Genomic DNA, 13,392 nt, shown 5'->3' on the forward strand with positions numbered 1-13,392 from the left:
CTCGACACTTAAATATTTAAAAACCTCGAGAATTAAATTATCTCGAGGTTTTTGTTTAAATAAACAACAATCAATTCTCGTAAAAAACTTGACTGTCGAATTACAAGTTTTTTGTATAATTGACAAAAAATAACATAGGCTATGGAAAATAATAGAATTACAGAAGAAATTCGTAATTACAAGCTTTATAAAATCCAAATTACAGACCAAAAAATACGTGAATTTGAAAATACTTTTAAAAAAATAGAAGAAAAATCTATTTTTAAAAGTATCAAAGATTTTTCTTTAAACTCTTTTAAAATTATTTTGCTTTTACTGTCAATTTTAACAGTTAGCTTTTCTATAATTTTCTTCTTCCCGGAACTTATAATTTCTATCATAGAGAAATCAACTAAATCTTCACTATCTCAAGATAATAAAACGGTTCTTTTATTAAATCATAATATATTTTCTTACATTTTCTTTTCTACCAGTATGATTTTATTCATTTTAACCTATACTGTAAATAAAAACATAAAAAATCGCAACTATACATTTAAGTTACATCAATTAACTAATGATATAATAAATCATTTAAAAGACATATCTAAAGATGAGAAGACAAAATATGAAGCGTATGTAGAAAATACCAAATAAAAAACTAAAATTTAATTTATTCACAGGGTTATATCTTTCTCTCTACAACATAATCAATCATTTGAAGTAGTGATTTTTTGTAGTCAGAATCTGGGTAATTATCTAAAATTGCGAGGGCTTTATTTTTGTAATCCAACATTTTAGCTGTGGTGTATTCTAATCCTCCATTTTGTTTTACAAAGGCAATCACTTCTTTTACTCGCTTTTTATTAGTGTTGTGCTTTTTAACAGAGTTAATCAACCAAGATTTTTCTTTTTTAGAGCAATTATTCAAGGTATAAATTAACGGAAGTGTCATTTTTTGTTCTTTGATATCTATACCGGTAGGTTTTCCTATTTTATCCTCTGTGTAATCGAATAAATCATCTTTAATTTGGAATGCAATACCAATGTACTCTCCAAACTTACGCATTTGTTGGACTGTTTCATTGTTCGCTCCTACCGAAGCTGCACCAATTCCACAGCACGCCGCTATTAAAGTGGCTGTTTTTTGGCGAATAATTTCAAAATACACCTCTTCAGTAATATCTAATTTACGTGCTTTTTCAATTTGTAATAACTCGCCTTCACTCATTTCACGTACCGCAATCGAAATCAATTTCAGCAAGTCAAAATCTTCATTATCTATAGAAAGTAATAATCCTTTAGAAAGTAAATAATCACCTACTAAAACAGCTATTTTATTTTTCCATAAGGCATTCATTGAAAAGAATCCTCTACGACGATTACTATCGTCAACCACATCATCGTGTACTAATGTTGCAGTATGGATTAACTCTACTACTGACGCCCCACGATAGGTACGTTCATCAAATCCTCCGTTAGAAACCATTTTTGCAACCAAAAACACAAACATTGGTCGCATCTGTTTTCCTTTTCTACGAACGATATAATACGTAATTCTGTTTAATAATGGAATTTTAGATAGCATCGAATCTTTGAACTTAGTTTCAAAGAGTTCCATTTCTTTTGCTATGGGAAGTTTTATTTGCTCTACTGGCTTCATGGCTAGCAAATGTAAGAAATAAATACCTAACTTTTATTCGCTAATTGTCCGCAAGCAGCGTCAATATCTTTACCTCTAGAACGACGTACATTCACCACAATATCATTCATTTCTAAATTAGAAATGTAGTTATTGATAGCTCTTTCTGAAGCTTGTTGAAACTCGCCATCATCAATCGGGTTGTATTCAATTAAATTAACTTTACACGGAATGTATTTACAGAATTCAACCAACGCATTGATATCTTCTTTACGATCGTTAATTCCGTTCCAAACTACATATTCATAAGTTACTTTTCGTTTGGTTTTTTCATACCAATATTCCAATGCTTCTCGTAAATCTTTTAACGGAAATGTAGCATTAAATGGCATAATCGAAGTTCGAACTTCTTCTATGGCTGAATGTAACGAAACTGCCAAGTTAAAACGTACCTCATCATCTGCCATCTTCTTTATTATTTTAGGAACTCCTGAAGTAGACACAGTAATTCTACGAGCAGCCATTCCTAAGCCCTCTGGTGAGGTAATTTTATCAATTGCCTTGATAACATTATTGTAATTCATTAAAGGTTCTCCCATTCCCATAAACACAATATTTGATAATTTATGATTATGGTACAACCTACTTTGTTTATCAATGGCAACTACTTGATCGTAAATTTCATCAGCATTCAAATTACGCATACGTTTTAAACGCGCAGTGGCACAAAATTTACAATCTAAACTACAACCTACCTGACTTGACACACAAGCGGTTGTTCTTGTTTCTGTAGGAATCAAAACCGACTCAACAATCAATCCATCGTGTAATTTGATAGCATTTTTTATCGTACCATCATTACTACGTTGCATTGCATCAACTTCAATATGATTTATTACAAAATTATCATCTAACATTTGACGTGTTGCTTTTGATAAACTTGTCATATCATCAAACGAATGAGCCGCTTTATGCCATAACCATTCATATACCTGATTTCCTCGAAAGGCTTTATCACCATTCTCTACAAAAAAATCACGTAGTTGTTCTTTCGTTAATGCTCGTATGTCTTTTTTCTTCGCTGTCATCAGGTACAAAAATACACAAAACCTCACAAGTTACTTGTGAGGTTTTGCTAATGATTATAAAAGTTATTCTATAAAATTAACATCGCATCTCCGTACGAGTAAAATTTATATTTTTCTTTGATTGCTTCTTGGTAAGCTTCCATCATAAAATCGTGACCTGCAAATGCTGAAACCATCATTAATAAGGTAGATTTTGGTGTGTGAAAGTTTGTTACCATACAGTTAGCAATGCTAAAATCGTATGGAGGGAAAATAAATTTGTTTGTCCATCCTTCATAAGCATTTAATTGCTTGCTAGAAGATACAGAAGACTCAACAGTTCTCATTACCGTAGTACCTACAGCACAAACTCTTCTCTTTTCTTCTATTGCTTTGTTTACGATATCTGCACTTGCTTGCGGAATAATGATTTGCTCAGAATCCATTTTGTGTTTAGATAAATCTTCTACTTCCACAGGGTTGAATGTTCCCAATCCAACGTGTAAAGTAGTTTCAGCAAAATCTACTCCTTTAATCTCTAAACGTTTCATTAAGTGTTTAGAAAAGTGTAAACCAGCTGTTGGAGCTGCTACCGCACCTTCGTGCTTAGCAAATATTGTTTGGTAACGCTCTTCATCTTGTGGCTCTACCTCTCGCTTGATATATTTTGGTAACGGAGTTTCTCCTAAATCGATTAATTTTTGTCTAAATTCTTCGTAAGAACCGTCAAATAAGAAACGTAACGTTCTACCACGAGAAGTTGTATTATCAATTACTTCTGCTACTAAACTATCATCATCTCCAAAGAATAATTTGTTTCCTATTCTTATTTTTCTTGCCGGATCTACTAATACATCCCACAAACGATTTTCAGCATTTAATTCGCGTAATAAGAATACTTCAATACGAGCTCCTGTTTTTTCTTTATTTCCGTACATACGAGCAGGAAATACTTTCGTATTGTTTAACATCATTACATCTCCTTCATCAAAATAATCGATTAAGTCTCTAAACAACTTATGCTCAATTTTTTGAGTATCACGATGTAATACCATTAAACGTGCTTCATCTCTATGCTCTGATGGGTATTCTGCCAATAATTCCTTTGGCAAGTCAAAATCAAAATTTGATAATTTCATTTGTAAAATTTTCTTAACGGAGGCAAATATACAATTTCAACATAGGGGTTGTCAAGTGATTGCCTGTTTATTTTATCTCTTCACTTTTTATTCCAACAATAGCCATATCTTCCCAAAAACTTCGATATGATTTTGTTACCACCTCAGCTTCTAAAATTTCTATCGGAACTTTTAAAGCTAACGGAGCAAATGCCATTGCCATTCGATGATCGTTATAGGTTGCTATCTGAATATTATCTTTAATTACTTCGGAAGCTTTTAAATGTAAACTCTCATTAGTTACCGAAATAATAGCTCCTAATTTTGTTAACTCTTCACGTAAGGCTTCTAAGCGATCTGTTTCTTTGATTTTTAATGTATGTAATCCTGATAAATCGCAAGCTATTCCTAATCCAAAGCAAGTAACTGCAATGGTTTGAGCAATATCTGGAGCACTTTTTAAATCTTGCTCTAACACATTTGAATTATGTTGTCTTTCTTTAGTTAACGTTATGGAATTTTCTTCAAAAGTGGTACTTACTCCAAAATGTTGATAAATCTTAGCCAAACAACTATCTCCTTGTAAACTGTCTTTTTTATATGCTGATAACTTTACAGAAGAACCTACATCACTCAACGCAATCATCGAATAAAAATAAGACGCCGAACTCCAGTCAGATTCTACAACAATTGTTTGTTCTTTTACGATTGATTTGGGCTTAATTTTAATGAACTGTCCTTCAAACTCAGCTTCAATCTCTAATTGATGCAACAACTGCAACGTCATATTGATATAAGGAACTGAAGTAATTTTGCCTACCAACTCAATCTCCAATCCGTTTTGTAAACTAGGAGCAATCAACATCAACGCAGAAATATATTGACTACTCACATTTCCGTTAATTGAAACTTTACTTTGGGTTAGCTTCTTACCTGTTATTTTAAGTGGTGGATATCCTTCCTTCTCTACATATTCTATATCTGCTTCTAAATCACGAAGTGCGTTGACCAAAATTTCAATTGGTCGATTATGCATGCGTTCTGAACCTTGCAATACTTTCGTTACTCCTTCTTTCGTTGCAAAAAAGGCCGTTAAAAAACGCATAGCAGTTCCTGCATGACCGATATCAGCTACGTCACTACTCGACGATAATGCGTCTTGTAAATGATGCGTATCGTCAGAATCTGATAAATTTTCAATCTGCAAACTCGGATACAATTGCTCTAAAATCAACAATCGGTTTGATTCACTTTTTGAGCCTGAAATTGTAATTTCTTTACCTGATGCAAACAGTTCTGTTTTTAACTTTAAATCCATTGAAGTTTACTTCATTTTCTTGTTAACTAGGTATATACTGTAAATTGCTGTAATAACAATTTTACTTAACCAAAAACGAATCCATTGTTTGTTTGCAAAATGCACATTATAAACAGTTTCAAAGTCCCCAGAAAAAATAGCGCCTCCTGTTTTAAACAACAGAGAAAACAATGCTACAACAACTAAAAAAGGGGTTCCTACTTTTACTACATTAATCCAAAAGCTTCCTTTTTGTATATTTTTTATAAGACTCATTTATTGTAATTTTTCGTTGTTATGATGACGGTCGTGGTCTCGTTTGGTTTTTAAATCTAATTTCTTATCAAACGCTTCTTGTAAGTTAACTCCTGTTTGATTTGCTAAACATAATACCACAAACATTACATCCGCTAATTCTTCCCCTAAATCTTTATTCTTGTCGCTTTCTTTTTCGCTTTGTTCACCATAACGACGCGCAATAATTCGAGCAACCTCACCTACTTCTTCAGTTAATTGCGCCATGTTTGTTAGCTCATTAAAGTAACGAACCCCATGGTTTTTAATCCATTCATCTACTTGTTTTTGTGCGTCTTGAATATTCATATTTTCTGCTTTCTTATTAAATATTCAAAGATAAAAACTTCTATTTCTTAATTGATTCGCCAAGGCGGATTTTTTCTGTGTTCTCCTGCTTTAAACAGAATTAATTTATTACCATCTGGATCTAACAAATGGGCTTCTCTCCATAACCATGTTTGATCTTTAGGTAATTGGGTGAATTGAATTCCTTTTTCTTGTAATTTCTCTACTAATTCATCTAAATTATCCTCTTCAAAATACAATGTAATACCTTCTCCTTTGGACAACTTTTCTACTTGATGAATTGAGAAAGTTGCATTACCATCAGGCACTTCAAATCGTACATATCTAGGACTTGCATCTACAATAAGATGCAAGCCTAATTTTTTATAAAATAGTACAGATACACTTACATTTACAGACGGAATTGTTACTTGATTTAAGTCCATGCTATTACTTTTTCTCTTTTTACAATTCGCATTAACATAAATAAAAACAACACCCCTATTCCTGATAATACAATCATAAAATTCCATGTATTGTCAAACCCAATATTATCTATTAATTGCATTCCTGAATTATGCCCAAAAATATGAGACATTGAAAATGCAATACTATAATACGCCATATACTCTCCTTGGTTTCCTTTTTTGGCTCGCTCCATTACAAAGGCGTTTGAAAAAGGAAATGCAATCATTTCACCAATAGTCATCAACAACATTCCTACAATTAAAATTCCACCCCAACCTGTTAAGTTGATTACCACAAAACTTAAGCCTGTAAGTAGTAAACCAAAAAACATTAAGAACTCTTTGGAATACTTACTTTTTTCTAACCAAGTAATCAAAGGCATTTCTAATAGAAAAATGAAAAAACCGTTCATTCCCATTAATAGTCCGATTTCTAATTCTGTTAAATGATGTACATCTTTGTAATACAGCGGCATGGTAGAAAAATATTGCAAGAAGATAAATCCGAAAACAAACATTCCTACAAAGAACACCCAAAAAGCCTTATCTGAAAATACAGACTCTGGATTTTCTGCTTTTGTTTCATCTAACACTCTTGCCTTTTTAGGATGCAATACATTTACCAATAATATAGTTGCTAAAACACAAGTAATTCCATCTACCCAAAACAATCCGCTATAACCCATTGAGGTTATTATTAATCCTCCAACAGCGGGACCTGCAGAAAAACCTAAATTAATTGCCAAACGGATTAAGGTTACCGAACGTGTTTTATTTTCTGGTTTACTATAAGTATTCAAAGCCACAAACATAGCAGGTCTAAAAGTATCAGCAACTAGCATTACCAAAAAAATACCAATACAAAATCCCCAAAAAGTTTCTACAAATTGTAAGGCTATAAAAAGTAATCCTGTTAAAAACAAACTGGTTTTCATCACCTTGTAAAACCCTATTTTGTCCGCTAGTTTTCCTCCTAACCAAGATCCTGCAACAGACCCTAACCCGAAGCAAGTCATAATCCAACCTACATCATTTAAGGAAAAATGTAAACTTTCTCTCAAATACAATGACATAAACGGAATTACCATTGTACCTGCTCTGTTTATTAAAGTTATTAAAGCGAGCCACCATACTTCGCTTGAGAGACCTTTGAAAGTATCTAAATAATTAAAATAAAGTTTTTTCATGTGGTTTGGTGTTGATTGTTGATATAAAAATAAAAAGTCCGACTATGAAGTCGGACTTTTTATTATCGTTATATTTTATATAAACATAATTATAATACATACATAGCCCGATCTGTCCTGTGTCTCACCACAGTCGATTTACATTGCTTATATGTATTAAAAATTGTCATTTTCTTAATTATTGAATTGTAAAACTAGTAAAAAAATAATTACATCAACACAAAAAAGGTTAAATAATTTCGTAAAGCACTGGTTTACTTGGCGTAGCATCATTTTCAAACGGTGCTATCATTAGGTTTAAAAAATAGGTTCCATCCTTAATTTTATTTGACACATAAATAAATTCAGTAATGGTTGCCTGCATTCTAATTATTCCCTTTGTATTCCAAAAAGCATTGTGTGCTAGTAATTTTCCTTCGTCCTTCTCTTTATCTACCGAAGGTAAATCAATCAACAAATGCTCTATTCCTTTTTCTTTGAGATACTCTGAAGCTTCTTCTAACAAATAAGGCGGATTGGTATGAGAGTATCGCATCGATTTTTTTTCTGACAAATTCGGAATTGTTCTAATTACAATAGCATCTCTTTTTTTATTTCCTAAAGCATATTGCAGTTGCTTTTTAGAAATTACAAAATCTTTATTTTCTACTTGTTCTGGAGCAATGGTAACTACTTCTGCCAGAAAGAAAAACTTTTCTAAGTTTTTATTTATCGAATGTACTTCTTCAGTAATATGTCCTACACACTCTGTGTGTGTGATATGTGAGTGCGGATTGAATTGTATATTGTTGAAATTCACATCTGCCCCTTGCTGAACACTTCCTGTCCAAGCTCCATCCGAAACAGGAAATATTTTAGGATCGTCAAGATACCAAGCATTTACATTCTCTTTGGTTGTATCAATCGCTATTGAAATATCAAGTGGTTTTGATAAATCAATTTTATATTTTTTTGAGTTGTATTCAATTGTTGCTACCATACTCAAATATAATTAAATTATAAACAACTCGCTAGACAACCCATCTGCTAAGAACTTTCCCTTTTCTGTAGTCTTCAAAACTTCATTTGTAATGACTAGTAGACCTTGATTAATAAACTTCTCAGTATTTTTAAGAAGTTCCTCTCTAAACTCTTCTCCAAAATCCTGTACTATTTTTTCTAATGACACTCCCCAAATGGTTCTTAACCCTGTCATTAAATATTCATTAAACTGATCTTTTACAGTGAGCTTCTCTTGCTCTAAAGGGAGTTTTCCTTCTTGAATTGCTTTTATATATTTTGCATTGTTAGCTACATTCCAACTACGGTGTGTTTTATTAAACGAGTGTGCAGAAGGACCAATTCCCATATATTTTTTTCCTAACCAATAACTAGTATTGTGTTTTGAAAAATAATTTGGTTTTCCAAAGTTGGAAATTTCGTAGTGTACAAATCCGTTTTTTGCTGTTTCTGCTACCAAAATATCAAAATGTTCTTTGGCTACCGTTTCATCAACATCAGGATACTTCCCTTGCTTAATAAAAGAATCTAAAGCCGTTTTTGGCTCAACAGTAAGTGCATAAGATGAAATATGATTGATACCGAAATCGAAAGCTATTTGCAGATTTTCTCTCCAACGTTCATTACTCATATTTGGAACTCCGTAAATCAAATCGATTGTAATATTATCAAAGTAGCGTGTCGCTACAGACAAGCAATTTTTTGCTTCTTGTGCATTATGAGCACGGTTCATCAATTGTAAATCTTCTTCAAAAAAAGATTGAATTCCAATACTTAATCGGTTAATTGGAGTTTTAGACAACTCAATTATTTTCTCCTCTGATAAATCATCTGGGTTGGCCTCTAAAGTAATTTCTGGATTTGTTACTACTGTATAATTTTCATAGATAGATGTCAGTAACAACTCTATTTCTTGAATAGACAATAAACTTGGAGTTCCTCCTCCAAAATAGATGGTTTCTATCTCTTCATTTTGTAGTTCTTCCTTTCGTAATTCTAGCTCTTTTACTAAGCAAGCAACTAACTCTTCTTTCTTTTTTAAAGATGTAGAAAAGTGAAAATCGCAATAATAGCACGCTTGCTTACAAAATGGGATATGTAGATAAATTCCTGCCAAATTATTTCACTTTTCCTGGGTTCTGTTTTACAAACGCTGCCCAACCTGTATAGTTTTTACCTCCAACTTTCGTTCCTGAATTATAGTAATGACATACGGCAGCTGCCAAACCATCAGTGGCATCTAAGTTTTTAGGCAACTCTTTTAAGTTTAATAGCGATTTTAGCATTAACGCTACTTGTTCTTTACTAGAGGTACCTTTACCTGTAATTGCCATTTTTATTTTTTTAGGCGCATACTCCGTTACAGGAATTTGACGCGATAATCCTGCTGCCATAGCTACTCCTTGTGCACGTCCTAGTTTTAACATGGATTGTACATTCTTTCCAAAAAAAGGAGCTTCCAACGCAATTTCATCTGGATTATAGGTATCTATCAACTCAATAGTACGCTCAAAAATGATTTTCAATTTTAAGTAATGATCATCATATTTTTTTAAGAGTAATTCGTTCATTTGAACAAATTCCATCTTTTTTCCTACCACCTTTATAATTCCAAACCCCATAATGGAGGTTCCTGGGTCAATACCTAATATAATTTTCTCTGTCTTCAAACTCTCGTTTATTTAACTTCTAAAGAAGTAAATTTAAATGTATTTCCATCAAACAATCCTTTGTCAGATAGTTTTAAGGATGGAATTACTAACAACGCCATAAAAGATAAGGTCATATACGGAGCGCGTAATTTGCTACCTAATTGCTTTGCCATCGCATCCAACTCTGCATAGGCTTTTCCTATTTCAACCGCTGGTTTATCAGACATGATTCCTGCCACAGGAAGTGGTACCACTTTTTCTTCAGTAGAGGTTACCGCACAAACCCCTCCTTTATTTTCAATCAGTAAGTTCACTGCTTTACAAATCAATTCATCCGATACCCCGACAGAAATGATATTATGAGAATCATGCCCTACAGAACTCGCTATCGCTCCATCATTTAATCCAAAATTTTTAATAAAAGCTATAGAAGGTTCCGCATTTTGATAACGATTTACTACGGTCATTTTTAACACATCGTTTGCTACATCTGAAACTAAATTTCCGTCTTTAATTAACGAATCTGCTTCTATTTCATTTGTTACTAATTCTCCATCTAAAGCTTCAATCACTCGAATCTTTTCAGATGCTGAATGAAATTCAAAATCAGCTACATTTTTTGCATTAGTATCAAAATTATTCAACACTTCAAAATCTACATGTTCTACAAATGATTTTCCATTTTCAGCCACTAATTCTCCATTAATATAGGTTTGTAGCACTTCAAACTTTTGTAAGTCTTTCACCACAATAAAATCGGCATCATCTCCTTCATTTAAAGTCCCAACATCGAGATTGTAATGCTCTACAGGATTTATACAAGCAGCCTGTAATACTTTATAGACATCCATCCCTTTAGCTATAGCACGCTCACATAACTGGTTGATATGTCCTAACAACAAATCGTCAGGATGTTTGTCATCGGAGCAAAACATCATATTTTCATAATGTTCAGGAAGTAAATCGATCAATGCTTCAAAATTTTTCGCAGCACTTCCTTCTCGAATGATGACTTTCATTCCTTTTTGAAGTTTTTCTAAACCTTCTTCATAAGTAAAACATTCGTGATCGGTATAGATTCCTGCCGCTATATATTTATCTAAATCTTCACCTCTTAATCCTGGCGCATGTCCATCAACTGGTTTATTGTAATGTTTTGCCCAAGCGATTTTTTTCAACACTTCTTCATCTTGATAAATGACTCCTGGGTAATTCATCATTTCTGCTAAATATTTGATATCAGGATTCTGCATCATCTTTTTGATATCTTCTGAATCTATCACTGCTCCTGCACTTTCAAAAGAAGTCGCTGGCACACAGGATGGTGCTCCAAAACTAAATTTTAACGGAACCTTCTTTCCGTTTTCAATCATGAAATCCACTCCTTTCACTCCTAACACATTAGCTATTTCATGCGGGTCAGACACCGTTGCTACAGTACCATGAGTAACGGCTATTTTTGCAAACTCGGACGGCACCAACATCGAACTTTCTATATGAATATGAGCATCGATAAATCCAGGTAAAATATAGTTTTCTACAGCATGCCCAACTTCTCTAATTTGTAAAATCTTTCCCGCTTCAACCTCAACTTCTCCTTTAAAAATTCTCTTGTTTTGTATATCAACTATATTTCCTTGTACTATCATGTCTTACTATTTAGCTATGCTAAAATACATAGTATTTATGCATAAAAAAAGCATCCAAATTGGATGCTTTTTAAAGTTTTATTTTTCTGCTGCAGGATGACCTCCCGCTAAAATTTCATCATTCGCATATTCTTCAAACTTCTTAAAGTTGTTTCTAAACGAATCTGCTAATTTATGTGCAGTTTTGTAATATTCTTCATCATTGTTCCAAGCTTTACGTTGACTTAATAACTCGTCTGGAACTCCTGGGCACGTTCTTGGTTGCGCTAATCCAAATACAGAGTGAATTCTGAAATCTTCTGGAGTACTTCCTAACTCTCCGTTTAACGCTGCATTAATCATTGCACGCGTGTACTTTAATTTCATTCTGTGACCAACTCCGTAAGGTTGCCTGCTGTCCAACCTGTGTTTACTAACCAAACGTTTACACCTGTTTCTTTCATTTTCTCACTTAACATTTCTGCGTAACGAGTTGGGTGTAATGGCATAAATGGCGCACCAAAACATGCCGAGAAACTTGGTTGTGGCTCTGTTACACCTGCTTCTGTACCTGCTACTTTAGCTGTATAACCAGAAATGAAGTGATAAGCCGCTTGACCTGGTGTTAATTTTGAGATTGGAGGCAATACTCCAAAAGCATCTGCTGTTAAAAAGAAGATGTTCTTAGGGTTTTTACCAATTGATGGAGTTTGAATATTTTCAATATGGTAAATTGGATAACTCACACGTGTATTTTGCGTAATAGAAGTATCAGCAAAATCAACATTTCCTTTATCATCCATTACTATATTTTCAAGGATTGCTCCTCTTTTGATAGCTCCGTAAATTTCTGGTTCTTTTTCTTGAGATAAGTCGATTACTTTTGCGTAACATCCACCTTCAAAGTTAAAGATTGTGTTTTCTGCAGTCCAACCATGCTCATCATCACCAATTAAACTACGGTTAGGATCGGTAGATAAGGTAGTTTTACCTGTACCTGATAATCCGAAGAAAATAGCAGTATCACCATCTTTACCAACGTTTGCAGAACAGTGCATTGGTAACGTGTTTTTAAATACTGGTAAAATAAAGTTTAACGCAGAAAAAATACCTTTCTTAATCTCTCCTGTATATCCTGTACCACCAATTAATGCGATTTTCTTTCCGAAGTTTAAGATTGCAAAATTATGTTGGCGAGTTCCATCTACTTCTGGATCTGCCATAAAACCTGGAGCGTTAATTACTGTCCATTCTGGAGAAAAAGTTTTTAACTCTTCTGCAGTTGGACGTAAAAACATGTTGTAAGCAAACATGTTACTCCAAGGATATTCGTTTACTACACGAATATTTAATTTATAATCTTCATCTGCACATGCATAACTGTCACGTACAAACACCTCTTTATTTGATAAATAGTTAGTTACTTTATCGTATAACTTGTCAAATTTTTCTGAATCAAAAGGAATATTGATATTTCCCCACCATACCTCATCTTTCGTAATATCATCTTTAACGATAAAACGATCCATAGGAGAACGTCCTGTAAACTCACCTGTATTAACAGCTATAGCTCCAAAACTAGTTTCTTTTCCTTGTCCTTTTTCAATAGTGATGTCGTGTAACTCGTCTGAAGTTAATTGATAACGAACCGTAGCGTCTTTTATGCCTAAGTTATCTAACGATATCGTTTTCGTATCAAGATTTGTCATCTTAAAAAATTTTAGTTGTGTTTAATTTTGGACAAAAATAGTTCTTTTTGATTAAACAGCTATAT

Annotated in this window: 13 protein-coding genes and 1 pseudogene; 1 reads left to right on the forward strand and 13 read right to left on the reverse strand. The window is 33.2% G+C overall.

What is annotated here, in order from left to right:
• Window positions 1-141: 141 nt before the first annotated feature.
• Window positions 142-636: a hypothetical protein gene (locus AC3VI6_RS03010; RefSeq protein ID WP_408036529.1), complete on the forward strand. Its 495-nt coding sequence runs from the start codon at window positions 142-144 to the stop codon at window positions 634-636.
• A gap of 28 nt (window positions 637-664) precedes the next feature.
• Here AC3VI6_RS03010 and AC3VI6_RS03015 read toward each other — a convergent pair whose 3' ends face one another.
• The 13 genes and pseudogenes from AC3VI6_RS03015 to pckA form a co-directional block, all read right to left on the reverse strand.
• Window positions 665-1,642 (reverse strand): polyprenyl synthetase family protein, encoded by a 978-nt coding sequence (locus tag AC3VI6_RS03015; protein WP_497705118.1) that lies wholly within the window; start codon window positions 1,640-1,642, stop codon window positions 665-667.
• Between the two features lie 26 nt (window positions 1,643-1,668).
• The gene (gene rlmN, locus AC3VI6_RS03020) at window positions 1,669-2,709 is read right to left on the reverse strand and encodes a dual-specificity RNA methyltransferase RlmN (RefSeq protein ID WP_298999232.1); all 1,041 of its coding nucleotides are present in this window, start codon (window positions 2,707-2,709) and stop codon (window positions 1,669-1,671) included.
• Window positions 2,710-2,777: 68 nt separating this feature from the next.
• On the reverse strand, window positions 2,778-3,827 hold the full coding sequence (gene queA, locus AC3VI6_RS03025; protein ID WP_435255484.1) for a tRNA preQ1(34) S-adenosylmethionine ribosyltransferase-isomerase QueA: 1,050 nt from the start codon (window positions 3,825-3,827) through the stop codon (window positions 2,778-2,780).
• Between the two features lie 67 nt (window positions 3,828-3,894).
• The gene (locus AC3VI6_RS03030; RefSeq protein WP_497705119.1) at window positions 3,895-5,124 is read right to left on the reverse strand and encodes a 3-phosphoshikimate 1-carboxyvinyltransferase; all 1,230 of its coding nucleotides are present in this window, start codon (window positions 5,122-5,124) and stop codon (window positions 3,895-3,897) included.
• Window positions 5,125-5,130: 6 nt separating this feature from the next.
• Entirely contained in the window at window positions 5,131-5,379 is a 249-nt protein-coding gene (locus tag AC3VI6_RS03035; protein WP_497705120.1) for a hypothetical protein, read from the reverse strand.
• Complete coding sequence (locus AC3VI6_RS03040) at window positions 5,380-5,706, reverse strand: nucleotide pyrophosphohydrolase (protein ID WP_435255487.1); 327 nt, start codon at window positions 5,704-5,706, stop codon at window positions 5,380-5,382. It lies immediately after the preceding gene.
• A gap of 47 nt (window positions 5,707-5,753) precedes the next feature.
• Window positions 5,754-6,131 (reverse strand): VOC family protein, encoded by a 378-nt coding sequence (locus AC3VI6_RS03045; RefSeq protein WP_497705121.1) that lies wholly within the window; start codon window positions 6,129-6,131, stop codon window positions 5,754-5,756.
• On the reverse strand, window positions 6,122-7,339 hold the full coding sequence (locus AC3VI6_RS03050; RefSeq protein ID WP_497705122.1) for an MFS transporter: 1,218 nt from the start codon (window positions 7,337-7,339) through the stop codon (window positions 6,122-6,124). Before AC3VI6_RS03050 ends, AC3VI6_RS03045 begins: the two co-directional genes overlap by 10 nt.
• Before the next feature lie 229 nt (window positions 7,340-7,568).
• Complete coding sequence (locus AC3VI6_RS03055) at window positions 7,569-8,318, reverse strand: cyclase family protein (protein ID WP_497705123.1); 750 nt, start codon at window positions 8,316-8,318, stop codon at window positions 7,569-7,571.
• 12 nt (window positions 8,319-8,330) lie between these two features.
• A complete protein-coding gene (hemW, locus tag AC3VI6_RS03060; protein WP_497705124.1) occupies window positions 8,331-9,455 on the reverse strand; it encodes a radical SAM family heme chaperone HemW in 1,125 nt (374 codons plus the stop codon).
• Window position 9,456: 1 nt separating this feature from the next.
• Window positions 9,457-10,008 carry a crossover junction endodeoxyribonuclease RuvC gene (gene ruvC / locus AC3VI6_RS03065; protein WP_497705125.1) on the reverse strand — a complete coding sequence of 184 codons (552 nt, stop codon included), beginning with the start codon at window positions 10,006-10,008 and terminating at the stop codon, window positions 9,457-9,459.
• Between the two features lie 8 nt (window positions 10,009-10,016).
• A complete protein-coding gene (gene ade / locus AC3VI6_RS03070; RefSeq protein ID WP_497705126.1) occupies window positions 10,017-11,639 on the reverse strand; it encodes an adenine deaminase in 1,623 nt (540 codons plus the stop codon).
• A gap of 78 nt (window positions 11,640-11,717) precedes the next feature.
• Window positions 11,718-13,327: pseudogene (gene pckA, locus AC3VI6_RS03075) on the reverse strand (phosphoenolpyruvate carboxykinase (ATP)).
• Window positions 13,328-13,392 lie beyond the last annotated feature (65 nt).

This window comes from Tenacibaculum sp. TB-56 (assembly GCF_059716275.2).

Coding starts and splice junctions, on each gene's coding strand:
- AC3VI6_RS03010 (WP_408036529.1), top strand. CDS start 142: ATGGAAAATAATAGAATTACAGAAGAAATTCGTAATTACAAGCTTTAT.
- AC3VI6_RS03015 (WP_497705118.1), bottom strand. CDS start 1,642: ATGAAGCCAGTAGAGCAAATAAAACTTCCCATAGCAAAAGAAATGGAA.
- rlmN (WP_298999232.1), bottom strand. CDS start 2,709: ATGACAGCGAAGAAAAAAGACATACGAGCATTAACGAAAGAACAACTA.
- queA (WP_435255484.1), bottom strand. CDS start 3,827: ATGAAATTATCAAATTTTGATTTTGACTTGCCAAAGGAATTATTGGCA.
- AC3VI6_RS03030 (WP_497705119.1), bottom strand. CDS start 5,124: ATGGATTTAAAGTTAAAAACAGAACTGTTTGCATCAGGTAAAGAAATT.
- AC3VI6_RS03035 (WP_497705120.1), bottom strand. CDS start 5,379: ATGAGTCTTATAAAAAATATACAAAAAGGAAGCTTTTGGATTAATGTA.
- AC3VI6_RS03040 (WP_435255487.1), bottom strand. CDS start 5,706: ATGAATATTCAAGACGCACAAAAACAAGTAGATGAATGGATTAAAAAC.
- AC3VI6_RS03045 (WP_497705121.1), bottom strand. CDS start 6,131: ATGGACTTAAATCAAGTAACAATTCCGTCTGTAAATGTAAGTGTATCT.
- AC3VI6_RS03050 (WP_497705122.1), bottom strand. CDS start 7,339: ATGAAAAAACTTTATTTTAATTATTTAGATACTTTCAAAGGTCTCTCA.
- AC3VI6_RS03055 (WP_497705123.1), bottom strand. CDS start 8,318: ATGGTAGCAACAATTGAATACAACTCAAAAAAATATAAAATTGATTTA.
- ade (WP_497705126.1), bottom strand. CDS start 11,639: ATGATAGTACAAGGAAATATAGTTGATATACAAAACAAGAGAATTTTT.